The following is a 24,587-nucleotide window of genomic DNA, read 5'->3' as shown; positions in this document are numbered from 1 at the left end:
GCCGGGTGCTGCTCGGCGGCGACACCGTCGCCAAGGGCTACCGCACTATCCCCGATCACCCGGCCTTCGCCGAACCCGGCTGGTTCCGCACCGAGGACGCGGGTCACTTCGAAGACGGCGTGCTGTCCATCACCGGCCGCCTGGACGAGGCGATCATGACCGGCGGCCTGCTGGTCATCCCGCAGGTGGTCGAGGCCGTGCTCATCACGCATCCGGCCATCTCCGAATGCGTCGTCCTCGGCCTGCCCGACGAGCGCCTGGGCCAGCGGGTGGCCACCGCCATCGTGCTTGCCCCGGGCGCGACCGCCCCGGTGCTCGAAGAACTGCGCGAACACGTGGTCGCCGAACTCGACGCCATCGCCGCACCCCGCGAACTGGCCGTGCTGGACGAACTTCCGCTGCGTGGCCCGGGCAAACCGGATCGAGCCAGGCTGCGCCAGCTCCTGCTGGCCGCCTCACCCAACTGATCCGGGGTCGGGCCAGAGCCCGCTCGTCCGGGGTTCGGGGGCGAAGCCCCTGAGAGTTACGAGAGTTGTCTCACCCCTCTTGCGTAGGCCGCGCAATACCGGTGCAAGGGGGGTGCAAGACCCGCCTCGCATGGTTATCGCATGACTTCTTACACACCTGCTGAGACTCTCGCCATCGAGGCGGACGGCTTGGTCAAGGTCTTCGGGGAGCAGCGGGCCGTTGACGGCGTCAGTCTCGCGGTGCCGCGGGGGGCCGTATACGGCGTGCTCGGACCCAATGGGGCCGGTAAGACCACGACCATCCGCATGCTCGCGACCCTGTTGCGCCCCGACGGCGGCAGCGCCCGGATCTTCGGCCGCGACGTGCTGGCCGAGCCGACCGCGGTCCGCTCGCTGATCGGCGTGACCGGCCAGTACGCCTCCGTCGACGAAAAGCTCTCGGCCACCGAGAACCTCGTCATCTTCTCGCGCCTGCTCGGCCTGTCCCGCCGCGATTCGCGGGTCAAGGCGGCCGAACTGCTCGAGGAGTTCGGACTGACCGAGGCCGCCGACAAGGCGCTGGAGAACTTCTCCGGCGGCATGCGGCGTCGCCTCGATCTGGCCGCCAGCCTGATCGCGCGGCCGCCGCTGCTGTTCCTCGACGAGCCGACCACCGGTCTGGACCCGCGCACCCGCGCCCAGATGTGGGACACCATCCGCCGCCTGGTGCGGGAGGGCTCGACGGTGCTGCTGACCACGCAGTACCTGGACGAGGCCGACCAGCTGGCCGACCGGATCGCGGTCATCGACCGCGGCAAGGTCATCGCCGACGGCACCTCCGACGAGCTCAAGTCCTCGGTCGGCCTGTCCGCGCTGCAGCTGACGCTGGCCGACCGCGATCGCATCGAGGAGGCGCGAAACCTGCTGGGCGAGTTCCTTTCCCGGGCCGCCGGTCATCCGGTCGAGGCCACCGTCTCGCCCGAGGCGGGCCGCATCACCGCGCCCCTGCCCGACCCCTCCATCACCACCGACATCCTGATCCGGTTGCGCGAGCACGACATCCGGGTCGAAGAGATCAATGTCGCCAAGCCGAGCCTGGACGAGGTGTTCTTCGCACTCACCGGCCACGCCGCCGAGGACGACAACGACGAGACCGAACGGAGCGCGGCATGACCACGACTCTCACCGCCCCGACCGGGCGGCACGCGGCCGAGGCCGCGCCCATTCCCGAAGTGAGCAACCATATTCCGTTCAAGCAGACCGTGGCGAACTCCTTCACCATGGCCTACCGCGGAATCCTGAAGATCAAGCACAATCCCGAGCAGCTGTTCGACGTCACCGTGCAGCCGATCCTGTTCACCGCGCTGTTCGCGGGCATCTTCGGCGGGGCCATCGCGCACAGCGTGTCGGGCTACCTGCCGATCCTGATCCCGGGTCTGCTGGTGCAGACGGTGGTGCTGACCTCCGTGGTCACCGGCACCCAGATGCGCGAGGACATGGACAAGGGCGTCTTCGATCGCTTCAAATCCCTTCCCATCGCCCGCATTTCGGCCCTGGCGGGCGCGCTGCTGGCGGATATGGTGCGCTACGGCCTGGCGACCGTGCTCACCATCACCATGGGCATGATCCTGGGCTACCGTCCGCACGGCGGGTTCGTGGCCGTGGTGGTCGCCGGGCTGCTGGTGGTGTTCTGCTCCTTCGCGGTCAGCTGGATCTGGGCACTGGTCGGCATCACCGGTAAGAGCGCGGCCGCGGTGCAGGGCATCTCGATGATGATCATGTTCCCGCTGACCTTCATGTCCGGCGCGTTCGCCCCGGTCTCGACCATGCCGGGCTGGCTGCAGGGCATCAACAAGGTCAACCCGATCTACTACATGGTCAACTCCGCCCGTGAACTGATGAACGACAACGTCTACAGCCACAATCTGGTGTATTCGCTGATCGGCTCGGTGGTCGTGATCGTGATCTTCGCCCCGCTGGCGGTGAAGGCGTACATGCGGCGCGCCTGACGCGCCGTATTCGCCCCGCGGTTGGGACGCCCGTCCATCGAGAAATCGGTGGGCGGGCGTTCTGTTATGGTCGGACCGGTGAATCCGTCCCCCGCCTCCACAGACCGAATCTCCATTCGGTCGAATTGGTGTGCGTGGTTGACGGGCGTCGTGATTGTCGTGGGGCTCATTGCCGCGGTCGCGGGATGGGGCTCGTCACAGCGCGATTCACTGGTGGTGGCGGACGGGCCGATGGCCTCGGTGGTCTCCGCCACTCAGACGCAGGTCACGAAGGATTCCGGGCATCCGGCGGTCGATACCGCCCCGGTCTGCCGCAAGCAGGAGCATCCGGCCTCCGATCCCACCGGCACGTTGGCCTCTCCGCCGCGGGTCCTCGGCGATCAACTCGCCGCGGCCTGTGTCGCCCTGCAACCGGAATTCCATCATTCACAGCAGTTTTCGATCGGAAAGCAACCGCGCGCTCCCACTCTTCCGGTGGCGGCTCCGCATCTGACGACCGTGCTGATCATTTAGAGCTTGCTCGATGATCCAGCACCTTTTCGTCATTCTCGATGCGGCCGTTGAGGAGTACACGCATGTCCCGAAAACTGAAGAATTCCAAGGCTAGAAAGTCGTTCGCCGGACTCGCCATCGTCGCGGCGGTCTGCCTGCTCGTTATCGCCGCCGTGCAAATGCTCGGCGATGACAAGAAATCCGATAAGTCCGCCGGCTCCACCACCGAGGTGAATCCCGCGTACGCGCAGCTGGCGAAGATGGCCCGCCGCGACGCGCATGATCCGCTGGCCCTGGGCCGCGCCGACGCCCCGGTCGTGATGGTCGAATACTCCGACTTCCAGTGCCCGTACTGCAAGGTCATGGCCACCAAGATGGAGCCGCAACTCATCGCCGAATACGTCGACAAGGGCGTCATGCGCATCGAATGGCGCAGCATGGCCATCTTCGGGCCGGAGTCCGAGGACGCCGCGCGGGCCGCGTGGGCGGCTGGACAACAGGGCAAGTTCTGGGAGTACCACAAGGCGCTGTTCGAGCACGCGCCCGCGAAGAAGAACACCGGCGCGTTCACTCGTGACAAGCTCGCCGAATTGGCTACTACCGCAGGCGTTCCCGATCTCGAAAAGTTCCACGCCGACCTGGACTCCCCCGCTGCCACCGCGGCCGTGCAGGCGGATGTGAACGAGGGCATCAACATCGGCGTGAACTCGACCCCCGCGTTTCTGATCAACGGCCGCCCGATCCTGGGCGCGCAGCCGATCGAGCAGTTCCGTACCACCATCGACGCCGCCGCCAAGGCCGCCGGTGAGGCCACGGAATGACCGGCGGCATCAGCTTTTTCGCCGCGTTCCTGGGCGGCCTGCTGGCCCTGCTGAGTCCGTGCAGCGCCCTGCTGCTGCCCAGCTTCTTCGCGTACTCGTTCGAGAATCAGGGCAAGCTACTGGCTCGGACCGGCGTGTTCTATCTGGGCCTGTGCACCACGCTCGTCCCGCTCGGCGCGGCGGGCTCGCTGGCCGGGCGGCTGCTGGTCGGGCATCGGGACGTGCTGATCGCGATCGGCGGCTGGACCATCATCGTGCTCGGTGTCGTCCAAATCCTCGGCCGCGGTTTCGCTTTCGGCTTCGCCCAGCGCGCCGCCGCCAAGCAGGGCCGCCCCGAGCAGACCGGCGCGGTGTACCTGCTGGGCCTGGTCTACGGCCTGGCGGGCTTCTGCGCGGGCCCGATCCTGGGCTCCATCCTCGCGGTGGCCGCCCTCGGCGGCTCACCGATCCACGGCGGCCTACTGCTCGCGGTCTACGCTCTCGGCCTCGCAGCCCCACTGTTCATCCTGGCCACCCTCTGGGACCGCTTCGACCTGGGCAAACGAAAGTGGCTGCGCGGCCGCACCTTCCAGCTCGGCCGCCTCGAACTACACACCACCTCGGTGCTCTCGGGCCTGTTCTTCATCGCCCTCGGCGCCCTGTTCCTGGCCTTCGACGGCACCGCCGCCCTCCCCGGAATCCTCAGCGCCGACACCGAATTCGAGTTGGAGAATCAGGTCAAACGGCTGGGAGATCTGGTCTCCAACAGCACGGTACTGCTGGTGCTCGGCGCGGGCGTCCTCGGCCTCACGGCGTGGCGGTTGCGCAGCGGCGACAAAACCGAAAGCCGTTGAGATACAACCTCAGCAGGTGCCGTTGATCGCCGCTAGGTGCGCCAGGATCCGGTCGGCGGCCCTACGGCGCCCCAGGCCGGAGACTGCGGCGCGGGCGGCGGTGATCCGGTCCTCACCGACCAGGGCGCGGTGCAGGTCCAGTTGCCGCCGCCACTGCATCGACGGATAGTCCTGACGCCCGAATACCTTGGGCGTCAGCACGATCAGTTCCAGACCGCGCTCGATGTGCTGCTCGGTGGCCAGCAGGTAGGTGCCGACCGCGCAGCTCATCGAGCCGATCTGGGGCAGGTCCCAGTACTGGCCGCCCATCACCCGGACCGCGGCGTCGACGAGCTGGGCGGTGGTGTCGCGCATCAGATCGGCGTGCCCGTGCAGCACGTGGGCGTCGATGAGGGCTGCGACGTAGATGAAGGTCGCCGGACCGGGCATGCCGATGGTGTGCGGAAAGTCCATCAGGGCGGGCACCTGCCGGAAGCGGCGCAGTCCGGTGTCGATATCGCCTTCGGCGAGTTCGACTTCCGCCAGCGCGGCGGCGACGGCGGAAAGCCGCTGGTTGGGTTTGGTGATCACGGCCTCGGCGGACAGCTCGCCCACCACGTCGAGTGCGGGCTCGAGCACCCGTCGGGCCTCGGCGGGCTCCCCGACACCGGCCAGCGTGATCGCCAGCAGCGCACGGATCTCCACCGCCTCGTCGCGGGCGCGCAACCGCTCCAGCAGTTCGACGGCCTGCCGGTAGTAGCCGATCGCCCGGGCGTAGTTCGCGGACTGACCGTGCATGCTGCCGAGGTGCTGCGCGGTCATGGCGATGCCCCAGGTGTCGCCCGTGCCGGTGAGCGTCATGGCGGTCTCGGCGTCCTTGATCGAGCGGTACACCATGCCGTCGTTCTCGGCCAGGTTGGCGCGCAACAGCAGGGCCGCGAGCTGGATCTGCTCGTCCGGCGACCGGACGCCCGCGCTCAACCCCCGGGCCAGTTGCCAACTGTTGCGGGGACCGGTGGCCAGTTCACCGAGGTAGCGGGTCACCGGACTCATCGGCGCGCCCGAGGCCAGCAGACGGCGAATGGTGGTCCGCAAGCGCGCGGCATCACGAAAACCGCCGTCGGTGAACATCAGATGCATGCCGAGCATCAACTGGCCGTAGACGGTCAGATCCGTCTCGGCCTTCACGGTCGGCGGGGTGACCGGCGGCAGCGCGAGAATGCGCGGCGACCAGCTGATCAGTTCCGCGTGCGCGCCACGCAGCATCCACAGTCCGGCGAGGATCGGGAACACCGTGTGCACGGTCTCGAGGTCGCGCTGCTCCAGCGCGTAGCGCAGCACGGCGATCAGATTGTCGGCCTCCGCGCCGAGCGCCAGCAGCGCGGGAACCTGTTCGTCGGTGCTGTAGCGACGCGCGGTATCCACCGCGAACTCCCTGGCCCACTGTGACATCCGGTCCATGACCAGATCGGTCTCACCGGTGTGCGCCAGCTGTTCCTCACCGAATTCGCGGACGGTCTCGAGCATCCGGTAACGGGTGCAGCCCGCCTCGTCCTCCAGCACCGCCAGCAGCGACTGGCTGACCAGGCCGTCGAGAGCCATTGCGGGATCATCGATTTCGGGCCCGGACAGCAGGTATTCGGCTGCCTCCAGGGTGAATCCGGCCGGGAGTCGACACAGTCGACGCAGGGCCACCCGCTGGGCTTCGTCGAGCAGATTCCAGCTCCACTCGATCACCGCGTGCAAGGTGCGATGCCGCTGCGGCGAACTGCGGTCCCCGCTGCGCAGCAGCGCGAATCGATGGTCGAGCCGGGAGTCGATCTCCTCGACGCTCATGGTGCGCACCCGCGCCGCGGCGAGCTCGATGGCCAGCGGCAGCCCGTCGAGGGTGCGGCACAGCCTGGCCACCACCTCGGGATCCAGCCGCACCGATGGCCGCACCCCGCGGGCGCGCGCCTCGAACAGATCCGTGGCGGGTGATCCGGCGGCATCGATCGCCAAGGGCGGCAACGGATAGACGGCCTCGGCCATGAGCTCCAGCGGCGCGCGGCTGGTGGTGAGAACCGTCAGCTGATCGCTCACCCCGACCAGATCGGCCACCACCTCGGCGACCGGCTCGATGATGTGCTCGCAGTTGTCGAGAATCAGCAGCGTCGGCCGCACCGCGAGCGCCTCGCGCAGCTTCTGCCGGATATCGCGGCCCGTCCCCGTCTGCCGCAGCAGTGCCGGGTCCCGCATGATGTCGGCCACCCCCAGGGTGGTCGCAATGGCCGTCTCGATCTCGAGCCGGGTATCGGCCGTGCTCTCCGAATCCGCCCGCAGCGACGCCAATTCCACCAGCGTCACCGCGGTGTCGTGTGCCATCCGCGCGCCCAGTTCATTGGCGATCCGGGTCTTCCCGGTCCCTCCCGGCCCGAGCACGGTGACCACCCGCGAGAACCGCAGGATCTGTTCCAGCGCGGCCAGATCCGCCTCGCGCCCCAGCAGCGGATTCGGCGCGGCGCGCAAGCCGATCGCGGGCTCACCCATGGGTTCACGAGCCGCTGCCGTCGCCGCAGTGCCCACCGCCCGACGCATCGGCCGCGGACTGCCCGTTGCAGGCGGGTTCCCCAAGGGATCGCCCATCGAATCCCAGTGCTGCTGAGCGTCTTTTGCGCCACCCGCTGAGTCAACGCCACCCGTCGTGCCTTCGGGGGCGACGTGGCCCTCTCGCGACCCCAGTACTCCTGCCGGTATCGCGCCGGGCTGGGGAACGGCGGCCAATCCGCGTGCGGCAAAGGCAGATTCACTCGGCGGGCGCTGCTCACCGCCGGTGTGCGTCGACCCGACCGCTCGATGGGCGACCGGGTATCCCGGCCCGGCCGCCCCCGCAGACAGGCGTTGGGCTGAGCCACCAGGCAGGCCGTGAGCGCCATCGTGGCCGTCGGGTCCCGTCGCGCCGGGCGAACTCGTGTTCGCCCGATCATCCTGTGCGACCGCGTTGTCGGTCGAGAAGCCGGGGCGACCCCGTCCCCGCAGTCCGGGCAGTGGTTCGCCGCGCAGGATCGCGGTGTTCAGCGCAACCAGGGTGGGGCCGGGGTCGGCGCCCAATTGGTCGACCAAGCGGGTGCGGAGGGTGGCGAAGACGTCGAGGGCCTCGTTGGTGCGGCCCGTGGCGGCGAGCAGGCGCATGAGGGTGCCGTGGGCGGGTTCGTCGAAAGGGTCTGCGGCGGCGGCGCGTTCGGCCAGTTCGATGGCGGCGGGCAGGTCGCCGATCGCCTCGCGGGCGGCCAATTCCAGAGCGTCCAAGGCGCGGAGACGAACGGCCGCGAGGGTGGCGAGTTCCTCGGCGACCGGGCCCGGCGGGAGGTCGGCGGCGGGTTCACCGCGCCAGAGGGAGCGGGCGGCGGCCAGCAGGGTCAGGCAGGTACGGTCGTCGCCGGTCGTATGGGCTTGGCGGGCTTGCTTTTCCAGCTGCTGGGCCAGCGTCAGGTCGACCTGTTCGGGGGCGAGGGCCAGCCGGTATCCGGCGGGGCCGATTTCCAGCGCGCCGTCGGGCAGCGCGGAACGTAGTCGGGAGACCTGGGTGTGCAGCGCGTTCATCGGTGCGCGGGGCGGGGTGTCGCCCCAGACCTCGTCGATCAGCGCCTGCGCGCCGCGGCTGCGGCCGGGGTGGGTGGCCAGCGCCGCCACCAGCAGGCGCGCCCGGGCTCCGGGTACGGCGGCGAGCGCACCGTCGCGGCGCAGTGCGATCTCGCCCAGCAGGGCCACCAGGGTCGAGTCGACCACGTCCGCCACCCGCGCGCTTTCCGTGCTCGAACTGCCGTTTTCCGAAATCATCCCTTGCCAATCCTAGGTGAGCCATCGGGCCGATGCCGGATGTGTCCGATGGCGAGCTGCCCCGGTTCTAGAGAAGGGCCCGGGGGAGCTCAGCGGCTGGCCGGACCCCGGTTTACCCGATCGGTCCGACTCGGTTCAACAGGTTTTGCGCAGCGCGGGCCGCCGGAGGCCCCGAACGCCTAGGCTCTTGCCATGGCCGAATTCGACATTCACCGGGAAACGGTCATAAAGGCCGATCCCACCCGACTCCAGGCACTCATCGACGATTTCCATCAGTGGCGTAAGTGGTCGCCGTGGGAGGACACCGACCCGGCCATGGAACGCGTCTACAGCGGCGCGGACCGCGGTATCGGGGCCCGCTACTTCTGGAACGGCAATCGCAAGGCCGGGCGCGGAGATATGGAGATCACCTCCGCCACCGCCGAGGCGATCGGCATCAAGCTCAACTTCGAGAAGCCGTTCAAGGCATCCAACCAGGTCACCTTCGAATTCCGTCCGGCCGGCGACACCACCGCGGTGACCTGGCGCATGACCGGGCAGCGGAACGGCCTGATGGCGATCATCGGCAAGCTGGTGCCGATGGACCGCCTGGTGGGCAAGGACTTCGAGAAGGGTCTGGCCCAGCTCAAGGCCGCGGCAGAAGCCTGACCCGGGCGCAACGAGCCTCGGGGAGGCGCGGCCGCCAACCCTCGCATTAGGCTGCGGTGCATGGCTACAGCAGCGCAGTGGATCGAGGGCGCGCGGCCGCGTACCCTTCCGAACGCCATCGCCCCGGTCCTGGCGGGCACGGGGGCGGCCGCCTCGATCGGCGGGTTCGTATGGTGGAAAGCGATACTGTGCCTGCTGCTTTCGGTGGCGCTGATCATCGGCGTGAACTACGCCAACGACTACTCCGACGGCATTCGCGGCACCGATGACGAGCGGGTCGGCCCGCTGCGCCTGGTCGGCTCCAAACTGGCCGCGCCCGCGGCCGTCCGCAATGCCGCCATCGGCTGTCTGTCGCTGGGCGCGGTGATCGGCCTGATCCTGGTGGCCACCAGCGCCTGGTGGCTGATCCTGGTGGGCGCGGGCTGCCTGGCCGGGGCATGGTTCTACACCGGCGGCCGGAACCCGTACGGCTACAGCGGATTCGGCGAGATCGCGGTGTTCGTGTTCTTCGGCCTGGTGGCGGTGATGGGCACCGAGTTCGTGCAGGCCGGGCGGGTGGATTGGGCCGGGCTGGCATGCGCGGTCGCGGTGGGTTCGTTCTCCAGCGCCGTGCTGGTCACCAATAATCTCCGCGACATTCCGACCGACACCGAATCGGGCAAGCTCACCCTGGCCGTGCGACTGGGCGACACCCGCACCCGCACACTGCATCTGGTGTTGCTGGCGGTGCCGTTCCTGGCGAGCCTGGTGCTGGTGGCGCGGACGCCGTGGGCGCTGGCCGGGCTGATCGCGCTGCCGCTGGCGTTGAAGGCCAACGAGCCGGTGCGGTCCGGCAAGAACGGGCCGGGTCTGATTCCCGCCCTCGCCGGTACCGGTGTGGCCATGCTCGTGTGGTCGATCCTGACCGCCGTCGCGCTGGCGATCTCGGGGCTCTAGTCCTCGTCGGGGACGAGGACTCCCAGCACCCAGTTCACCAGCGAGATGATCACGCCGCCGAGCACCGCGGCCCAGAAGCCGTCCACGCGCAGACCGTAATCCGTGGTGCCGGTGATCTTCGCGGTCAGCCACAGCATGAGCGCGTTGATCACCAGCAGGAACAGGCCCAGCGACACCACGATGAACGGGAACGAGAGCAGCTTCACGATCGGTTTCACCAGCGTGTTGACCAGGGCGAACACGATCGTGATGGCGGCGATCACCAGAATCTTGCTCTGCGTGGTGTCTTCGGGGGTCTTGATCTCGATGCCGGTCACCCAGGCGGCAGCCAGCCAGATGGCCACGCCGTTGATCAGCAGACGTATCAGGAGCGTCATGCCCCGATCGTAGGGTGAGATCACCGCGGAGGCCGGACATCCCAGGACCGCGCGGGTCAGGCCGCCCGGTCGAGGTGCCCGGACACCGCGTCCCGCAGGGCCGCCACCGCGTCATCGCCGCCGAGCAGGCGGCGGGTGACGGCATTGGGCGCGCGCAGCACGGCCAGCATCATGTGCCCGGCCACGATGCGGTCGTCCTTGCGGGCCAGCGCCTCGCGCAGCGACAGCTCGATCACCTTCTTGGATTCCTTGGTGAACGGAATGTGCCCGCGCGGACCGCCTTCCGAACCCCAGTATTTGCCCCAGCGCGACTTCCCTTCGGGTACGGCCGCCTGATCGAGGGCGTTCTCACCGAAGGTGGCCTCCAGGCTTTCGCGCACGGCGTCCAGATCGATGCCGATGGAGCGCAGGGCTTCCGCGTCCTCCGCGCCGAGCGGCTCGCCACTGCGCTTGCGGGCCACCGCGTCTCGCACGCCGTCGGCGGTGAGCCCGTGTGCCGCAAGCACTTCCCGCAGCGCCTGGTCGGGGCTGGCGAGCAGGCCCAGCAGCACGTGCTCGACCTCGATGGTCGACGAGCACAGGTCCCGGGCCTCTTCCTGGGCCATGACGATCGCGTATTTGGCCGCCTTGTCGAATCGTTCGAACATCAGCGGATACCGCCCTTCCGGTTGTACTTCTGGTGGACCGCCTGCCGGCTGACCTCGAGCGCGTCCGCGATGGCCTGCCAGGACCAGCCCTGCTTGCGGGCATTGCCGACCTGGATGGCCTCGAGCCGCTCGAGCAACCGACGCAGTGCCAGCACCGCGCGGAGCCCGACCTGGGGGTCGGGGCTGCCGGCGGCGGCCGCCAGAGTCGTTGCTTCACTCATGACTGTCAATTTACGTTGACAGTCATGGCGCGTCAACGAAAATTGACACAACCGGAAGGATGTTCGCCGCCGGAGAACGCGGCGGGCCCCCAAAGGCGTTCAGCCCCAGAGGATGAGGGGCGCGAACTCCCGCACAGAATCGGTCCAGTCCCAGACCGTGTCCGGATCGACGGGAATGCCGTCCTGGAGGCACAGCCGCCAGCCGCGCGGATCCTTCTCCCAGATATCGCCATCCCGATCCCGGTACAGCCCGTAGGCCGCAGGCTCCCCGCCCGCCAGGGTCAGGGAACGGACGCCGCCGAGCCCGGCTGTGACATTGATATCCAGAACCGCCCGCGGTTGCTGCCCCAATTCGACTCCTGATTTGTTGTTGTTTCAAACTATTGGAGCAGAGCGGCGTACCGTCCAGTCCCCCACCCGGAGACCGCGGGGGTATCCGTCGGCAACCGAGCGTGTACCTGACGGCCATACAAGTAAGGTCAGCCTAAGTAAATGGATGGAGTTCCCACGTTCGGCGAGTACATTCGCCAGCGCCGCACCACCGCGAATCTCACGCGCCCACAACTGGCCTGGTTGGCCAACCTCTCGGTGCCGTACCTGACCAAGATCGAAGGCGGAGCCAATCCATCGCGCCGGGTGATCGAATCCCTCGGCACCGCACTGAAACTACCGCCGGCCGAATTCGAGTACGCCCTGGTGCTGGCCGAGGGTCCGTTGCCGCGCATCGAGGCCGACCATCCCACCCCGGCCGACCAGGAATACCTGGACCTACTCAACCCCGCGATCGGCGCCTACATCACCGAGCTCTACGACATCGTCGCGGTCAATGCCGCGCACCGGGAACTGTTCCTCGAGCTCGAGCCGGGGATCAACTACCTGGAATGGCTGATCTTCAACCCGGTCGCGCGCACGGTGATGGTGAACTGGGACGCCGAGACCCGCATGGCCGCCAGCCGCTTCCGCATGCAGCTGGCACGCAGCAGTGAGGACGAGCGCGGCGCCGAGATCCTCGGCAAGTGCCTGACCGATCCGGACTTCGCACTGATGTGGCGCTCGGACGCGGTCGCGGCCGAGCGCGGCAATCTCATCAAGCTGGTCCGCGATCCCCGGACGCTGGCCATCACGGAGTTGCGCATCAATCTCTGGCGGACGCAATCGACCTTGCAGTCATGGCTGCTGGTGCTCGGCACGACGGTCGATCGACCGACCGCGGTGACGCGTCCGGTGGTGCGCCGGAGGCCCGAAACGTCAAGGCCTGTTAACACCAATAAGGGCCTCAAAAACCGACCAGTAGGGCCGGAAGAAGCTGCGCCAGCTAACGATCCAACCCCTACAAAACCACTACAGCAAATTAACAGCAATCTTGGGGATGGTTGATCATTGGTTATCGGCGGACTGCCGTGCCGTGCGAAAACTAACCCGACCAAGTACCGGTGGCGATGAATTCGGTCACCACGGCGGCGGGCTCGATCAAGCTCAGCCCCTGGTCGGCAACCCATTCGTCATTGAAATAGGTTCCGGCATAACGGTCTCCGCCATCACACAGCAGCGTCACCACACTGCCGGTACGGTTCTCCGCGATCATGTCGGCAATCAGGGCAAACGCCCCCCACAGGTTGGTTCCCGTGGAACCGCCCACCCGCCGGCCCAGCACCGTCCCCGCATGCCGCGCGGTCGCCACCGACGCTGCGTCGGGCACCTCGATCATGCAATCCACCACGCTCGGCACGAACGAGGGCTCCACCCGCGGCCGCCCGATTCCCTCGATCCGCGAGGGCATTCCGGTCTGATACGCCAGGTCGTCGACCTCGTAGCCGCCGTAGAAGGCCGAGTTCTCCGGATCCACCACCGCCAGCCGGGTCGCATGCCGCTTGTAGCGGAGGTAGCGGCCGATGGTCGCGCTGGTACCGCCGGTGCCCGCGCCCACCACCACCCACTCCGGGATCGGATGGTTCTCCAAAGTCATCTGCTGGAAGATGGATTCGGCGATGTTGTTGTTGCCGCGCCAGTCGGTGGCCCGCTCGGCATTGGTGAACTGGTCCATGTAGTGGCCGCCGGACTCGGCCGCCAAACGCGCTGCCTCGGTATAGATGTCCGGGGCCCGATCCACCAGATGGCAACGCCCGCCCTGCGCCTCGATCAGCGCCAGCTTCTCCGGCGAGGTCTTGGCCGGGACCACGGCCACGAAATCCAGGCCCAGCATCCTGGCGAAATACGCCTCGCTGATGGCGGTCGACCCCGACGAGGCCTCCACCACCGTGGTGCCTTCCGTGACCCAACCGTTGCAGATGGCGTACAGGAACAGTGATCTCGCCAGCCGGTGTTTGAGACTGCCTGTCGGGTGGGTGGATTCATCCTTCAGATAAAGCTGAATGCCCCACTCGTCGGGCAGCGGGTAGCGCAGCAAATGCGTATCCGCGCTGCGCTGGGTGTCGGCGTCGATGAGCCGGACGGCATTGTCGACCCAGTCCCGGGGTGCGCTGCGATCGCAGCGCTTCACTGCTCGTCCTTGCCCTGCAGCCGCGACATCAGCTGCTCACGCTCCTTGCGGCGCTTGGCATCCACGGCGGTGATGTCCCGATTGACCTGCTGGCGCAGCTTCTTGAACAGCAGCAGCGACAGCGGCATGGCGATGAGCAGCGCGAACAGCATGGCGATGAGCAGCGGAACGGTGACGTGCACGAGGGCGCCCACACCCAGGATCACCGCGGTGATGACGGCGACCAGCCCGAGCCGGGCCAGCGTGTAGAGGGCGAAACTGCGGGCCAGACGGCGGCCCGCTCCTTCGGTCGGGGTTGCGTCACTCACGCAGAACAGCGTAGGTGACCGGGTCACGGCCGCGGCCGCAGGCCCGAATGTCGTCACCGCGGGACCGCGAATGTCGCTGGAGATTCGCTGGCCGTCGGCCAAACGTGACCGTAAACACATAACGGATATCCGTTTTGTCTATTACTTCCTCTTTACCAAAGCGAGACCGTTCGAACACCCAGGGGTTGCAGTGCAACGATGTCGCTACTGATGAGGGATCTGTCGAAACGGAAAGGTTTGCGAATGACTGCGTTCACCGCGGCGAGCCGCGTAATGGGTTCCGTCAACGGCCAGGACACTCTGCTCACCCCAGGCCAAGTCGCTGCCCTGTTCCACGTCGATCCGAAGACCGTGACCCGCTGGGCTCACGCCGGTCGACTGGGCTCCCTGCGGACTCCGGGCGGCCACCGCCGGTTCCGCGAATCCGAAGTCATGCAACTCCTGCGGTCCCTCACCACCGAGGCCCGCGTGTAACACCCATTCATTTCACGGATTACCACCCGCTTCACGTGCCTCGGGTACGCACTCGGATTACCCTCGAAGTCAGGAGGTGAGCGACGTGACGTACCTGTTGGCACTCATCGCGGTAGTCGCCATCGCGATGCTGTGCTGGAAAGCTTTCGGACCCCAGCGATCGGCCGGCACCGGCCCAGCACCCGCTCGGCACCACCGCATCATCGGTCCGGAGGATGATCCGGATTTCCTCGCCAAGCTCTCCCGGGAGCATCGTGATGGCGAATCCACCTGAATTACCGAAGCTCGCCAACGAGTTAGCCATATAGCCGAATGTGACCGTCCCTCGTGGAACCCGCGCCAGCGCAGCCCACGGGGGACGCGTCGTTTCCGGGCTCGGTTCAGGCGAAGGTCAACTCGGGGATGGTGGCCATCAGCCCTTCCCACTCCGGGTACATCGCGACCTTGCGGCGATGCAGCGCTTCGATCTTGGCGGACAGTTCCGGGTCCGGATCATCCGAAAGGTCCGGTCCGATCACGAGTTTCGCGAAGTGCGGCACGATCTCGGGATCCCCGGCCAGATGCACCGGGTCGTGCAGGTAGCGCTCCAGGGCCGCGAGATCTTCGATGCCCACGCAGAAGGCGTGGGTCAATCCTTCGGCGGGATCGCCGAGGTTCTGGCCGACCGTCGAGAAGCTGACCGAATCCACCGCGGCCGTGCGGCGCATGGCCGCGAGCACCTCGCCGCGTTGCGTCTCCGTCGTTTCGTCCCGGAAGCGGAATCGCAGAACGTGCACAATCATGACTACTCCCTCGAGTTGAACTAGCCGGTTCAGAAATAGTTACCGGTAAGTCCAAGTAGATCGTATTGAACCGGTGAGTTCAATAGTTCGAACCGGGGCGTACGATGCTGGAGTGACGACAGCGAAGGCGAGCCGTGGCCGAATCGACAAGCGGCAGGCGATTCTCGACGCGGCGCTGACGGTGTTCGCCCGGCGCGGCTACGCGGCGGCTTGCGTGCAGGAGATCGCGGACGCCGCGGCCGTCGCGAAGCCGACGGTGTACAACCACCTCACGGATAAGGAAACCCTGTTCCGGGAGGCGATTTCGGCCGCGGCGACCGCGGTCGGCGAGGAGGCCCTGACCGCGCTCGACCCGCTGCGCGAGCCCGGCACGGATCTCACGGCCGCGTTCACCCACACCGCCGACCTGCTGCTGCGCGCCTGCTCGGACGAGCGCGCGCTGGCACTGCACCGGCTCACCTACGCGCAGGCCGCCGACTTCCCCGATCTGGTCGATACCGTGCTGCGGCGCACCACCCTGCGGCTGCGCGAAACCCTCGCCGACCGGCTGGCCCGGCTGACCCTGTCCGGTCTGCTGCGGCACAGCGACCCGGCCGTCGCCGCCGAACAGTTCCTCGCCCTGCTCAGCGGTCCGCTGGAAATCCGCTCCCACCAAGGCAATCGAGCGGTGCCGGAGCCGGAACTGCGGGCCCTGGGCGAGGCCGCCGCCGACACCTTTCTGCGCGCCTACCGCGCGTGAGCGCCGGGCGCTTCCCGGGGCCATACTGAGCAGGTCCTGTTCCTCAGCGGTCGCAGGCGGAGGTGCCTCGATGGAGCATCAACAGAATCTGTCCCAGGACGCGCGCCGCAAGGTCGGCGATGAGCGGGCCGCCATCCGGCGGGCCGAGCGCCGGGATCACCTCGCGGAGATGAATCTGATCCGGCAGGAATCGGGCGGGGACTACGAGCCGCCGACCCGCGAGGACGCGGCGGAGACCGTCGAGCGGGAGCGGACGATCACCCCGCGCGTCGAGCGGCATGAGGCGAAGTCGGCGGCCCACGCCGAAATGCGTTTGGCCAACGGAGATTTCGTCGGCGCGACCCAGTCGCTCATGGACGACTCGGCGCTGGAGGACGATGACCGAGTGCTCGAGGACGAGTTCTAGGACGCGAAGCGGTAGCGCACCAGATCGATTGCGGCGCGCGACATTCGGTCGAAGGGGTCGATGCCGCCCTCGGCCCGGCACAGCACGTGCGCGCCCTGCAGCAGGGCGAGCAGGGTGGTGGCCAGGTCGGCGGCGGCCGCGGGCTCGACACCGGCGGCGGTCAGGCGTTCGGTGAGAGTCGTTGTCCAGGAATCGAATGCGGTGGCGGCGACGGTGCGCAGGTCGCCGCTGTCCGGGTCGACGGTGACGGCCGCGACCGCGCAACCCGCGCCATCCGCCGACGCCGCGACGACCGGGCGGACCAGTTCCAAGAACGCCTCGACCAGGTGCAGCGGGTCCTCGGCCGGGAGCGCGGCGAGATGCTCGCGGACCTGGTCGCCGTTGCGGGCGGCGGCGGTGGCCACCAATTCGGTCTTGCCGCCGGGGAAGTGGTGGTAGATCGCGCCGCGGGCCGCGCCACTGGCGTCCAGGACGGCGGTGAAGGACATGCCCGCGACGCCCTTCTTCTGCAGGGCGTCGATGGCCGCGTCGATCATGCGGTCGCGGGTGGTGGCCGCCATGAGTTTCTCCCAACCGTTGACTAGTACGGCCATACTAGTACACACTCGACTCGCTAGTACGTACGTACTAGCCGTCGAGAATGGAGTACTCATGCCCATCACCGTCACCGCACCCCGCGGCATCCTCACCGACCGCGGCGAACGCGAAATCCTGCCCGCGCTCACCGCCGCGCTGGCCGCCGCCAGCGGCGGCACCGGCAATGACTTCTTCACCGGAATCATCGGCGGCACAGTGCATCTGCTGCCGCCGGGCGACGTCTACGCCGGGGGTGTGAACCGGCCGATCGTCATGGTCGAGCTCAAACTGCCCAATATCGGACTGCCCGATCCCGCCGCCCGCGCGGCCTTCATCACCGCGGCCACCGACATCGTCACGGGACTCACCGCCGAAACCCATCGGCGCGAAGACATCTGGGTCAATATTCTCAACGCGCCCGACGGGGCATGGGGCATCGGCGGCCTGGCCTACACCGGTGAGGCGCTGATCGCGGCGGTCACTGCCGCAGCCCACTGACGCTGCAGCAGAATACATTTCGGGGCGAGGCAGGAATCCCGCCTCGCCCCGAATACCCCTCGGTCGCAGCCGTCAGTTCTGTAGCGCGTCCTCTTCAGCCTTACGCCGAAGGTTCTCGGCGACCTCGGCCTCCCAAGCCTGGTTGGCCTTGGTGGTGTCGACCTCGAATTCGAAGCGCTGCACCGACTTCGGATCGATGTCGGCCACATCCACATAGAACTGGTCGTACCAGCGACGCAGCTGGTAGACCGGCCCGTCCTCCTCGGTCAGCAGCGGATTCTCGATCTTGGACTTGTGCTTCCAGATCTCGACATCCTGGAGGAACCCCTCCCCGATGCCCTTGGTCATCTTCTTGGCGATCCGATCGGCCTGCTCGTCGCTCACGCCCGTCGGCTTGCGCACCGACATGCCGTACTGCAACACGAACGCGTCCTGCGAGATCGGGTAGTGGCAGTTGATCAGCACGGTCTCGAGCTCGAAGCCGCTGTAGTTGTTGATCAGCGGATTGACCATGTACGACGGCCCGAAGTAGGAGGCCACCGACTTGAGCGTGGAGTTACCGCCGTACTGCGTGGCCATGCCCTTGTCCGGGCGGGCCGTGGAGTCCAGGTACTGCGTCGCGACGTGGCCCTCGAAGACGTTCTTGAAGAACGTCGGATACGCGAAGTGAATGTAGAAGAAGTGGGCCATGTCCACGACATTGTCGATGATCTCGCGGCAGTTGGACCCCTCGATCACCATGGACTCCCAGGTCCACTCGGTCCACCCGTCCGACAACTCCTCGGTGCCCTTACCGTCCGCGTCGGTGTACGGCCCCTCGATATAAGGAATCGTCACCTCATCGGTCGGCGCACTCCCCTCATGGTCATGCCACACGAACAGCTGCCCGTTGCGCTCCAACGTCGCCCACGACCGCGTCCGAGCCAACGGCGGCACCCGCTTCGCATACGGAATCCCCGTGCATTTCCCGTTCCCACCCCACCGCCAATCATGGAACGGACAAGCGATCGAATCCCCCTTGACCTCCCCCATACTCAAATCCCCGCCGAGATGCCTGCAGTACGAGTCCAGCACATGCAACTCCGACTTACTGTCGGCGAAAATCACCAACTTCGTCCCGAACGCCGAAATCTGATGCGGCTTCCCATCCCGAAAGTCCTTGGCCAGCCCCACACAGTGCCACCCCCGAGCAAACCGAGTAGGCGCGGTCCCCACATCGATCTCCCGGACCTTACCGACCCGACCCTGCGGCGCCACTGCCATGATGAGCCTCCCGCTCGCAAACTAGAACACGTTCTAATCACCGTCGCTTAACACGGTACATCCCATCCCTACGCTCCGGTAGATCCCCCCGAAAACACGAAACCCCGGCACCTCAGCGCCGGGGCCACCGAAACCGCCGACGCTACTTCTGAGCCGAGAGGCTGCTGAGAAGTCCACCGATCACGGGAATCGAACTTGCGCTACCGGTTCCAGCCGGGTTGCTCGGCGGAGTCGGTACACAGCTCGTACCCGTCGGGGCGCTGTTGACCACGTTGATCGGGCCCAGGGTCAGCTTTCCGTTGCCCGGGACGGTTCCATTGAAGGGAACTGCGTAGATTGTCGTCTGCGCGGCCGCCTGAGGCGTCCATTGCACGGTGACGTCTTTGCCGCTCACCCAGGGCACAATGCCGACGGCGCCGAAGATCGTGTAGGGATCTTGCACGTACATGTAGTTGAAATTGATTGTGCTGTATGACGGATCCGTCTCCAACGCGGCCGCGTCAGCGGCTGGAATGGTGATCGTGTACGCCGTGCCGACACAGTAGGCCTGCGACGGTTGAATTGCCATGGCAGCCGATGCGGTCGTAGCGGAGACGACAGTGGCCACCCCCATCGCCCCCACTGCGAGGATACCGACGGCCGAACGATCAAAGACCGACATTTTCATGCTTCAAACTCCCCAGTTGTCGAAAATCCCCTTGCATCAAGGGAACCGACACAGGCTATCGCAACTGACTGACAGTCATTTCAGACTGTCGGCAGAGTTACTTACCGGTGTCGAACTGGTCGGGCTCTACGCAGTGGACGCCGAAAACCGCCGGTAATCACCAGATTTGGCTCGAGGAGGACCTCAACGGCACCTCGCAATACATCTCGGCCATCATCACCAACATTCCCGTCGCCGCCGCGCCCGCGTCGACCGGAAGCGCCTCCTCGATACCGATCATCGGAGGACTGCTGAGCAGCCTGTCGGCCAAATAGGCCACTCGGCAACGAGGTTCGGCTCGGCCGAACCTCGGATCAGTTCAGGCCCGCGTAGCTGTGCAACCCGCTCACCACGATGTTGATAATGAAGAGGTTGAAGAGCATGGCGATGAAGCCGGCGATGTTGATCCAGGCGGCCTTGGTGTCTCGCCAACCCGAGGTGGCTCGGGCGTGGAGGTAGGCGGCGTAGAGGACCCAGGCGATGAAGGAGCAGGTTTCCTTCGGGTCCCAGCCCCAGAAGCGGCCCCAGGCGGCTTCGGCCCAGATGGCGCCGAGGATGACGCCGATGCCGAAGATGGGGAAGCCGATGACGGTGGTGCGGTAGGCGAGGCGGTCGAGGAGTTGGGCGTCGGGGAGGCGGCGGGCCAGCTGGCCGAGGATGTTGTCGGCCTCGGCGCCCGCGGGCTGCCAGAGGCGGAAGAGGAACAGGAGACTCGCTACGCCGGAGACGAGGAAGACGCCGGAGCCGATGGAGACGACGGTGACGTGGACCGGGAGCCAGTAGGACTTGAGGGCGGGGACCACGGGGGCGGCGTCGACGTGAAGTTTGGTGCCCGCCAGGAACAGCAGGATCAGGACGGGGATCAGCAGGAACGACCACATGGCGCGGTAGCGCTGGTCGCGCAGGAGAACCAGGCCCAGGCCCACCGCGGCGGCCGTGGCCATCGAGATGAACTCGAACATGTTGCCGAGCGGGAAGCGGTGAGTGGCGAAGCCGCGCAACACGATCGAGGCCGCGTGCACGCCGAAGCCGACGAACAGGACCGCGAAGGCCATATTGCCGAGGCGTTCCGGGAACGGGCGCTGCTCGCCGCGCGGCGTCACCTTGCCGGGGACGTTGGCAGGCGGCTCGTCGACGGTGTCGGATCCGCCACCGGCGGTGACCAATTGGCGCGCGACCGTCGGCACCGTGCGGGTGAGGGCGAACTGCCAGACCAGCATGATCCAGACCAGCGCGTAGATCACGATGGCCGACTTGAACGCGAGATCGCTGTAGGAGGCGATGTTCTCGTCGATCGGCATTACTTGTCTCCCGTCAGCAGCCGCTCACGCAGGCGGTCGAATTCGCCGCCCCACCCGGCCTGGTCGGTGCGGGCCAAACCGCCCATTTCTACTACAGTATGTCGTACACCATCGGTCTCGGGCGACGGGTACACGCGCAGCCAGATGCGGCGGCGCTTCACCAGCAGCGACACCAGCAGGCCCGCCATCATGGTCAGCGCCGACACCAGCACCCACTGCTGCGCCGGATCGTGCGAAACCTGCAGGTTCACAAACTCTTCCGCGCCGTCGAAGCTCACCTTGGTGCCGTCGGCCAGGGTCGCGGTCTCCCCCGGCTTCAGGTTCACCCGCTGCTGCTTGACCAGTCGGCCCTGCTTGATCATCTCCGGATCCAGCGAGAACAGCGACTGCGCGCGACCGGTGTCCAGACCGGTATCGCCCTGATAGATGTCGACCGCCACGGCCGGATCCCGCATCGCCGGATACATCGAGGTCAGCAGCGAACCGTGCATGAGCGCGGTCGGCGCGAACAAACCCTGGATGGCGACCTGATGCTTACGCCGCTCGTCCTCGCTCGGGTACATGCCGCCCGGCGGATCGATGCGCAGCACACCCGAGGACAGGAAGGTGGTCGCGTCGTCCGGCTTCCACTGGATGGCCTCGGTGCGGGTCTGCCCGTTCGGGAAGGTCACCGTGAACTTGGGCGCGAAACCGTGGCCCTGCAAGTACACCCGGTCACCGGCGACCCGCAGCGGATGGTTCACCGAAATGCTGGTGTCCTGCCAGACGCCGGAGTCCAGATCCTTGCCGGTCTGATACTGGATGTTCGAGGTGAACATGGCCGCCTGACCGTTGGACAAGTAGTCGGCCTTGAAGTCCTTGACCCGCACACACAATGGCGTCAGCCCGGTGCCGTCGTTGACATTGCCCGCGCGGAACGAGTCGAACACCGCGGGCGAGGTGGTGCAGAAACCCGGGCCGTCATTGGCCAGCACGACCACATTGCCCTCGTAGCCGAACAACTTGCCGAGCGCCACCGACGCCAGCAGACCCACCAGCGCGAGATGGAAGACCAGATTGCCGAGCTCCCGGGTGTAGCCCTTCTCCGCCGAAAGGGTCACTTCCCCTTCACGACTGCCCGGCTGCACCACCGTGCGCCAGCCGCGCATCTGCGACAGGGCGCGATCGATCACCTCGTCCGGGCTCGCCGCATCGGCCCCCGACCAGTGATGCGGCAGCCGAGAAAGGTTGCGCGGCGCCTTGACCGGCGGCGTCCGCAACGCCCGATAGTGATCCAGGCAGCGCGGCAGAATGCAGCCCACCAGCGAAACGAACAGCAGCACATAGACGGCCGTGAACCAGAAACTGGAGAACACGTCGAACAGTTGCAGCCGGTCCATCCACGGACCCAGCGTCGAGCGATTGCGGATGTAGTCGTCGACCTTGCCCGCGTTCAGACTCCGCTGCGGCAGCAGCGCGCCCGGGATCGCGGCCAGGGCCAGCAGGAACAGCAGCATCAACGCGGTGCGCATGCTGGTCAGCCCGCGCCAGCCGTTGCGCAGCAGGGCGAACGCCCGCCGCGGTGGGGACTGACGCGGCGGCAGGGCGGGGGCGCTGGGGGTTTCGATGGTGGCAGTCATCAGATCGGCAGGGTCACATTCGAGACGAAGGCGTCGCGGACCCAGGAAACGAACTGGTCCCACGCCCCGGTCACCAGGGCGATACCGACGGCCACCAGAAGCAGACCGCCTATCACCTGAATGGTGCGGGAATTACGGCGCAGCCAGCCGACGCCGCGCAAAGCGGTCGCCGAACCGAAGGCCAGGATCACGAACGGCAATCCCAGCCCCAGGCAGTAGGCCACGATGAGAGCGACGCCGCGGGCGGCGGTGGTGCCGTCGGTGCCCGCCGACACGGCCATCACACCCGACAGCGTCGGGCCCAGGCACGGTGTCCAGCCGAGCGCGAACACCGCGCCCAGCAACGGGGCTCCGATCAGACCGCTCAGGCGGCGCGGCTCCATGCGGGTGTCGCGTTGCAGGGCGGGAATGAGGCCGATGAACGCCAGGCCCATCACGATGGTCACCACGCCGCCGATGCGTTGCAGCAGATCACGATTCACGTTCAGGGCCTGGATCGCGCCGAACACGGTGGCCGAGGCCAGCACGAACACGATGGTGAATCCGGCCACGAACAGGCCCGCCGCGCCCGCCACCCGCAAGCGCGCGGAATTGCGGTTCGCCACCGTGGTTTTCGCGCTCCTGGCCGATTCCACCGTCACCGGCGGGGCCTCCGCGCCGACCACACCCGCCAGATACGACAGGTAGCCGGGCACCAGCGGCACCACGCACGGCGAGGCGAACGACACCAGACCGGCCAGCAGGCACGCGCCCAGGGCCAGCAGCAACGGGCCGGTCGCGGCGGTCTGCTGGAACGAATCACCCACGCTCGCAAGCACGGTCACCTGGTTCACGGCTGCTCCTGCGCGAGCTTGTCGACCAGCGGCTGCAGATCCTGCGCCAGCAGCGAGCGCAGGAACACCGCCGCCACCCGATGCTGCTTGTCCAGCACGATGGTGGTGGGGATGACGCTGGTCGGGAACTTGCCGCCGAGCGCGAGCAGGCTGCGCATGGACGGGTCGTAGATCGAGGGGTAACCGACCTTGTTGTCGGTCACGAAATCCTGGGCCTTGTCCTTCTGATTGTCACGCACATTGATGCCCAGGAAGGCGACGCCCTTGTCCTTGCTGGCGTCGTAAACCTGTTCCAGCGCCGGCGCTTCCGCACGGCACGGGCCACACCACTGGCCCCAGATATTGACGACCACGACCTTGCCCGGGAAATCGTCCACGCCGACGGTCTTGCCGTCGTGCATCAGATCCGGGCCCGACAGTTTGCCGATGGTGCCGCGCGCGGACGGCGGATCATAGAAGATCTCGGTCTTGCCGCCCGGCGAGACGAAGTCGAAGGTGCCGCCCTGCGCCACCGCGTCCTTGCCCGCCGTCGAGCAGCCCGCCAGCACGGCGGCCACGCACAGACCCGCCACTGCCGCCGCCGCACGCCGCAGTCTCATGCTCCGGTCACCGCGGGATCCGACGCACCGGCCGGTTCCGAGTACACGATGTCGATCAACGTATCGCCCTGGTAGACCAGCGAAGTCAGCGAAGCCAGCGAGCACTGCCGGTTACGCGGGTCGTGCCACAGCCGCTGACCTTGCAGGAACCGGCGCAGCGTCCACACCGGCAGCTGATGCGACACCAGCACGGCCTCGCGCCCGGCGGCCTCCACCCGCGCCTTGTTCACCGCGGCCAGCATGCGATGCGCGATCTGCAGATACGGCTCACCCCACGACGGCGTGAACGGGTCCCGCAGCTTCAGCCAGTGCCGGGGCTTGCGCAGCGCCTTGGGCGAAACGCTCAGCCCCTCGAAGGTATTGCCCGCCTCGATCAGATTCTCATCGGTCCGAATCGTGAGCCCATGCCCGAGCGCGATCGGCTCCGCCGTCTCCTGCGCCCGCTGCAACGGCGACGCCACCACCAGCGCGATATCGTGATCGGCCAGCGAGCGAGCCACCGTCTGCGCCTGCGCCCGCCCGGTCACCGACAGACCGAACCCGGACAACCGGCCGTACAGAATCCCCTTGGGATTGTGGACCTCACCGTGGCGCATGACATGCACGATCGTCTCGACATCCGAGGCCACATCGCCCGGCAGGATCAACCCGCTCGCGGCCACGGTGGACTCGACTTCGCCGGTGGACGTTTCGACGTCAGCCGCAACCTCGTCCGCAGCAGCCTCGACCTCGTCCGACTCGGCCGCCAAGTCAAT

At 67.1% G+C, this 24,587-nt stretch carries 31 protein-coding genes; 15 read left to right on the top strand and 16 right to left on the bottom strand.

What is annotated here, in order from left to right:
• The 6 genes from ACWELQ_RS06995 to ACWELQ_RS06970 all read left to right on the top strand — a co-directional run.
• Positions 1-467: AMP-binding enzyme (locus ACWELQ_RS06995; RefSeq protein WP_452396102.1), on the top strand; the 467-nt coding region annotated here is incomplete at its 5' end.
• 141 nt (positions 468-608) lie between these two features.
• A complete protein-coding gene (locus ACWELQ_RS06990; protein WP_452396101.1) occupies positions 609-1,619 on the top strand; it encodes an ATP-binding cassette domain-containing protein in 1,011 nt (336 codons plus the stop codon).
• Positions 1,616-2,455 carry an ABC transporter permease gene (locus tag ACWELQ_RS06985; protein WP_452396100.1) on the top strand — a complete coding sequence of 280 codons (840 nt, stop codon included), beginning with the start codon at positions 1,616-1,618 and terminating at the stop codon, positions 2,453-2,455. The genes ACWELQ_RS06990 and ACWELQ_RS06985 overlap by 4 nt, the downstream gene beginning before the upstream one ends.
• 138 nt (positions 2,456-2,593) lie before the next feature.
• Positions 2,594-2,968 (top strand): hypothetical protein, encoded by a 375-nt coding sequence (locus ACWELQ_RS06980; protein ID WP_452396099.1) that lies wholly within the window; start codon positions 2,594-2,596, stop codon positions 2,966-2,968.
• A 62-nt stretch (positions 2,969-3,030) separates the two neighbouring features.
• Positions 3,031-3,768 carry a DsbA family protein gene (locus ACWELQ_RS06975; RefSeq protein ID WP_452396098.1) on the top strand — a complete coding sequence of 246 codons (738 nt, stop codon included), beginning with the start codon at positions 3,031-3,033 and terminating at the stop codon, positions 3,766-3,768.
• A complete protein-coding gene (locus ACWELQ_RS06970; RefSeq protein WP_452396097.1) occupies positions 3,765-4,601 on the top strand; it encodes a cytochrome c biogenesis CcdA family protein in 837 nt (278 codons plus the stop codon). Before ACWELQ_RS06975 ends, ACWELQ_RS06970 begins: the two co-directional genes overlap by 4 nt.
• A gap of 9 nt (positions 4,602-4,610) precedes the next feature.
• Here the strand turns inward: ACWELQ_RS06970 and ACWELQ_RS06965 are convergent, their stop codons facing one another.
• Positions 4,611-8,399: an AfsR/SARP family transcriptional regulator gene (locus ACWELQ_RS06965; protein WP_452396096.1), complete on the bottom strand. Its 3,789-nt coding sequence runs from the start codon at positions 8,397-8,399 to the stop codon at positions 4,611-4,613.
• Between the two features lie 192 nt (positions 8,400-8,591).
• Here ACWELQ_RS06965 and ACWELQ_RS06960 point away from each other — a divergent pair, with 192 nt between their 5' ends.
• Entirely contained in the window at positions 8,592-9,047 is a 456-nt protein-coding gene (locus tag ACWELQ_RS06960; protein ID WP_452396095.1) for an SRPBCC family protein, read from the top strand.
• A gap of 60 nt (positions 9,048-9,107) precedes the next feature.
• A complete protein-coding gene (locus ACWELQ_RS06955; protein ID WP_452396094.1) occupies positions 9,108-9,983 on the top strand; it encodes a 1,4-dihydroxy-2-naphthoate polyprenyltransferase in 876 nt (291 codons plus the stop codon).
• Here the strand turns inward: ACWELQ_RS06955 and ACWELQ_RS06950 are convergent.
• The 4 genes from ACWELQ_RS06950 to ACWELQ_RS06935 form a co-directional block, all read right to left on the bottom strand.
• The gene (locus ACWELQ_RS06950) at positions 9,980-10,360 is read right to left on the bottom strand and encodes a phage holin family protein (RefSeq protein ID WP_452396093.1); all 381 of its coding nucleotides are present in this window, start codon (positions 10,358-10,360) and stop codon (positions 9,980-9,982) included. The two genes, ACWELQ_RS06955 and ACWELQ_RS06950, sit on opposite strands and share 4 nt — an antisense overlap.
• 56 nt (positions 10,361-10,416) lie before the next feature.
• Complete coding sequence (locus ACWELQ_RS06945; protein ID WP_452396092.1) at positions 10,417-11,007, bottom strand: Clp protease N-terminal domain-containing protein; 591 nt, start codon at positions 11,005-11,007, stop codon at positions 10,417-10,419.
• Positions 11,007-11,228 carry a hypothetical protein gene (locus tag ACWELQ_RS06940; RefSeq protein ID WP_040813561.1) on the bottom strand — a complete coding sequence of 74 codons (222 nt, stop codon included), beginning with the start codon at positions 11,226-11,228 and terminating at the stop codon, positions 11,007-11,009. Before ACWELQ_RS06940 ends, ACWELQ_RS06945 begins: the two co-directional genes overlap by 1 nt.
• 99 nt (positions 11,229-11,327) lie before the next feature.
• Entirely contained in the window at positions 11,328-11,579 is a 252-nt protein-coding gene (locus ACWELQ_RS06935) for a hypothetical protein (protein ID WP_452396091.1), read from the bottom strand.
• A 141-nt stretch (positions 11,580-11,720) separates the two neighbouring features.
• Between ACWELQ_RS06935 and ACWELQ_RS06930 the strand changes: the two genes are divergently transcribed.
• Positions 11,721-12,605 carry an MmyB family transcriptional regulator gene (locus ACWELQ_RS06930; protein ID WP_452396090.1) on the top strand — a complete coding sequence of 295 codons (885 nt, stop codon included), beginning with the start codon at positions 11,721-11,723 and terminating at the stop codon, positions 12,603-12,605.
• A 37-nt stretch (positions 12,606-12,642) separates the two neighbouring features.
• Here ACWELQ_RS06930 and ACWELQ_RS06925 read toward each other — a convergent pair whose 3' ends face one another.
• Together ACWELQ_RS06925 and ACWELQ_RS06920 are read right to left on the bottom strand one after the other, a co-directional pair.
• Positions 12,643-13,728, bottom strand: coding sequence for a PLP-dependent cysteine synthase family protein (locus ACWELQ_RS06925; protein ID WP_452396089.1), 1,086 nt, complete (start codon positions 13,726-13,728; stop codon positions 12,643-12,645).
• Positions 13,725-14,036 (bottom strand): DUF4229 domain-containing protein, encoded by a 312-nt coding sequence (locus ACWELQ_RS06920; protein WP_452396088.1) that lies wholly within the window; start codon positions 14,034-14,036, stop codon positions 13,725-13,727. Before ACWELQ_RS06920 ends, ACWELQ_RS06925 begins: the two co-directional genes overlap by 4 nt.
• Before the next feature lie 243 nt (positions 14,037-14,279).
• On the opposite strand from ACWELQ_RS06920, the gene ACWELQ_RS06915 reads away from it, so the two are divergent.
• Together ACWELQ_RS06915 and ACWELQ_RS06910 are read left to right on the top strand one after the other, a co-directional pair.
• A complete protein-coding gene (locus tag ACWELQ_RS06915) occupies positions 14,280-14,510 on the top strand; it encodes a BldC family transcriptional regulator (RefSeq protein ID WP_379360364.1) in 231 nt (76 codons plus the stop codon).
• A gap of 85 nt (positions 14,511-14,595) precedes the next feature.
• Positions 14,596-14,784 carry a hypothetical protein gene (locus ACWELQ_RS06910; protein WP_452396087.1) on the top strand — a complete coding sequence of 63 codons (189 nt, stop codon included), beginning with the start codon at positions 14,596-14,598 and terminating at the stop codon, positions 14,782-14,784.
• A 106-nt stretch (positions 14,785-14,890) separates the two neighbouring features.
• On the opposite strand, the gene ACWELQ_RS06905 is transcribed toward ACWELQ_RS06910, so the two are convergent.
• Positions 14,891-15,292 (bottom strand): Dabb family protein, encoded by a 402-nt coding sequence (locus ACWELQ_RS06905; protein WP_452396086.1) that lies wholly within the window; start codon positions 15,290-15,292, stop codon positions 14,891-14,893.
• Positions 15,293-15,404: 112 nt separating this feature from the next.
• Between ACWELQ_RS06905 and ACWELQ_RS06900 the strand changes: the two genes are divergently transcribed.
• On the top strand, positions 15,405-16,031 hold the full coding sequence (locus tag ACWELQ_RS06900; RefSeq protein ID WP_452396085.1) for a TetR/AcrR family transcriptional regulator: 627 nt from the start codon (positions 15,405-15,407) through the stop codon (positions 16,029-16,031).
• Between the two features lie 70 nt (positions 16,032-16,101).
• Positions 16,102-16,437, top strand: coding sequence for a hypothetical protein (locus tag ACWELQ_RS06895; protein ID WP_452396084.1), 336 nt, complete (start codon positions 16,102-16,104; stop codon positions 16,435-16,437).
• Here the strand turns inward: ACWELQ_RS06895 and ACWELQ_RS06890 are convergent.
• Positions 16,434-16,997, bottom strand: coding sequence for a TetR/AcrR family transcriptional regulator (locus tag ACWELQ_RS06890; protein WP_452396083.1), 564 nt, complete (start codon positions 16,995-16,997; stop codon positions 16,434-16,436). The genes ACWELQ_RS06895 and ACWELQ_RS06890 overlap by 4 nt on opposite strands.
• Before the next feature lie 91 nt (positions 16,998-17,088).
• On the opposite strand from ACWELQ_RS06890, the gene ACWELQ_RS06885 reads away from it, so the two are divergent.
• Positions 17,089-17,511: a hypothetical protein gene (locus ACWELQ_RS06885; protein WP_452396082.1), complete on the top strand. Its 423-nt coding sequence runs from the start codon at positions 17,089-17,091 to the stop codon at positions 17,509-17,511.
• Between the two features lie 72 nt (positions 17,512-17,583).
• On the opposite strand, the gene ACWELQ_RS06880 is transcribed toward ACWELQ_RS06885, so the two are convergent.
• Positions 17,584-18,774: a Rieske 2Fe-2S domain-containing protein gene (locus ACWELQ_RS06880; RefSeq protein WP_452396081.1), complete on the bottom strand. Its 1,191-nt coding sequence runs from the start codon at positions 18,772-18,774 to the stop codon at positions 17,584-17,586.
• A gap of 142 nt (positions 18,775-18,916) precedes the next feature.
• Entirely contained in the window at positions 18,917-19,441 is a 525-nt protein-coding gene (locus tag ACWELQ_RS06875) for a hypothetical protein (RefSeq protein ID WP_452396080.1), read from the bottom strand.
• Positions 19,442-19,548: 107 nt separating this feature from the next.
• Here ACWELQ_RS06875 and ACWELQ_RS06870 point away from each other — a divergent pair, with 107 nt between their 5' ends.
• Positions 19,549-19,755 carry a hypothetical protein gene (locus ACWELQ_RS06870; protein ID WP_452396079.1) on the top strand — a complete coding sequence of 69 codons (207 nt, stop codon included), beginning with the start codon at positions 19,549-19,551 and terminating at the stop codon, positions 19,753-19,755.
• Positions 19,756-19,794: 39 nt separating this feature from the next.
• Here the strand turns inward: ACWELQ_RS06870 and ccsB are convergent, their stop codons facing one another.
• The 5 genes from ccsB to ACWELQ_RS06845 are packed head-to-tail and all read right to left on the bottom strand — an operon-like array spanning position 19,795 to position 24,428.
• Entirely contained in the window at positions 19,795-20,781 is a 987-nt protein-coding gene (gene ccsB, locus ACWELQ_RS06865) for a c-type cytochrome biogenesis protein CcsB (RefSeq protein ID WP_452396078.1), read from the bottom strand.
• The gene (gene resB, locus ACWELQ_RS06860; RefSeq protein WP_452396077.1) at positions 20,781-22,400 is read right to left on the bottom strand and encodes a cytochrome c biogenesis protein ResB; all 1,620 of its coding nucleotides are present in this window, start codon (positions 22,398-22,400) and stop codon (positions 20,781-20,783) included. Before resB ends, ccsB begins: the two co-directional genes overlap by 1 nt.
• Positions 22,400-23,224, bottom strand: coding sequence for a cytochrome c biogenesis CcdA family protein (locus ACWELQ_RS06855; RefSeq protein WP_452396104.1), 825 nt, complete (start codon positions 23,222-23,224; stop codon positions 22,400-22,402). The genes resB and ACWELQ_RS06855 overlap by 1 nt, the downstream gene beginning before the upstream one ends.
• A 5-nt stretch (positions 23,225-23,229) precedes the next feature.
• On the bottom strand, positions 23,230-23,832 hold the full coding sequence (locus ACWELQ_RS06850) for a TlpA disulfide reductase family protein (protein ID WP_452396076.1): 603 nt from the start codon (positions 23,830-23,832) through the stop codon (positions 23,230-23,232).
• A complete protein-coding gene (locus ACWELQ_RS06845) occupies positions 23,829-24,428 on the bottom strand; it encodes a histidine phosphatase family protein (protein ID WP_452396103.1) in 600 nt (199 codons plus the stop codon). The genes ACWELQ_RS06850 and ACWELQ_RS06845 overlap by 4 nt, the downstream gene beginning before the upstream one ends.
• Positions 24,429-24,587: the final 159 nt, after the last annotated feature.

The sequence above is a fragment of the Nocardia sp. NPDC004722 genome (assembly GCF_053601505.1).
Note: the sequence above shows the minus strand (reverse complement) of the source record. Positions and strands in the feature narration are given on the sequence as shown.

Excerpts from the sequence above, each read along its gene's own strand:
- ACWELQ_RS06990 (WP_452396101.1), top strand. The coding sequence starts at position 609 with ATGACTTCTTACACACCTGCTGAGACTCTCGCCATCGAGGCGGACGGC.
- ACWELQ_RS06950 (WP_452396093.1), bottom strand. The coding sequence starts at position 10,360 with ATGACGCTCCTGATACGTCTGCTGATCAACGGCGTGGCCATCTGGCTG.
- ACWELQ_RS06985 (WP_452396100.1), top strand. The coding sequence starts at position 1,616 with ATGACCACGACTCTCACCGCCCCGACCGGGCGGCACGCGGCCGAGGCC.
- ACWELQ_RS06960 (WP_452396095.1), top strand. The coding sequence starts at position 8,592 with ATGGCCGAATTCGACATTCACCGGGAAACGGTCATAAAGGCCGATCCC.
- ACWELQ_RS06965 (WP_452396096.1), bottom strand. The coding sequence starts at position 8,399 with ATGATTTCGGAAAACGGCAGTTCGAGCACGGAAAGCGCGCGGGTGGCG.
- ACWELQ_RS06915 (WP_379360364.1), top strand. The coding sequence starts at position 14,280 with ATGACTGCGTTCACCGCGGCGAGCCGCGTAATGGGTTCCGTCAACGGC.
- ACWELQ_RS06895 (WP_452396084.1), top strand. The coding sequence starts at position 16,102 with ATGGAGCATCAACAGAATCTGTCCCAGGACGCGCGCCGCAAGGTCGGC.
- ACWELQ_RS06975 (WP_452396098.1), top strand. The coding sequence starts at position 3,031 with ATGTCCCGAAAACTGAAGAATTCCAAGGCTAGAAAGTCGTTCGCCGGA.
- ACWELQ_RS06905 (WP_452396086.1), bottom strand. The coding sequence starts at position 15,292 with ATGATTGTGCACGTTCTGCGATTCCGCTTCCGGGACGAAACGACGGAG.
- ACWELQ_RS06845 (WP_452396103.1), bottom strand. The coding sequence starts at position 24,428 with ATGCGCCACGGTGAGGTCCACAATCCCAAGGGGATTCTGTACGGCCGG.
- ACWELQ_RS06885 (WP_452396082.1), top strand. The coding sequence starts at position 17,089 with ATGCCCATCACCGTCACCGCACCCCGCGGCATCCTCACCGACCGCGGC.
- ACWELQ_RS06875 (WP_452396080.1), bottom strand. The coding sequence starts at position 19,441 with ATGAAAATGTCGGTCTTTGATCGTTCGGCCGTCGGTATCCTCGCAGTG.
- ACWELQ_RS06970 (WP_452396097.1), top strand. The coding sequence starts at position 3,765 with ATGACCGGCGGCATCAGCTTTTTCGCCGCGTTCCTGGGCGGCCTGCTG.
- ACWELQ_RS06940 (WP_040813561.1), bottom strand. The coding sequence starts at position 11,228 with ATGAGTGAAGCAACGACTCTGGCGGCCGCCGCCGGCAGCCCCGACCCC.
- resB (WP_452396077.1), bottom strand. The coding sequence starts at position 22,400 with ATGACTGCCACCATCGAAACCCCCAGCGCCCCCGCCCTGCCGCCGCGT.
- ACWELQ_RS06890 (WP_452396083.1), bottom strand. The coding sequence starts at position 16,997 with ATGGCGGCCACCACCCGCGACCGCATGATCGACGCGGCCATCGACGCC.
- ACWELQ_RS06880 (WP_452396081.1), bottom strand. The coding sequence starts at position 18,774 with ATGGCAGTGGCGCCGCAGGGTCGGGTCGGTAAGGTCCGGGAGATCGAT.
- ACWELQ_RS06955 (WP_452396094.1), top strand. The coding sequence starts at position 9,108 with ATGGCTACAGCAGCGCAGTGGATCGAGGGCGCGCGGCCGCGTACCCTT.
- ccsB (WP_452396078.1), bottom strand. The coding sequence starts at position 20,781 with ATGCCGATCGACGAGAACATCGCCTCCTACAGCGATCTCGCGTTCAAG.
- ACWELQ_RS06850 (WP_452396076.1), bottom strand. The coding sequence starts at position 23,832 with ATGAGACTGCGGCGTGCGGCGGCGGCAGTGGCGGGTCTGTGCGTGGCC.
- ACWELQ_RS06930 (WP_452396090.1), top strand. The coding sequence starts at position 11,721 with ATGGATGGAGTTCCCACGTTCGGCGAGTACATTCGCCAGCGCCGCACC.
- ACWELQ_RS06945 (WP_452396092.1), bottom strand. The coding sequence starts at position 11,007 with ATGTTCGAACGATTCGACAAGGCGGCCAAATACGCGATCGTCATGGCC.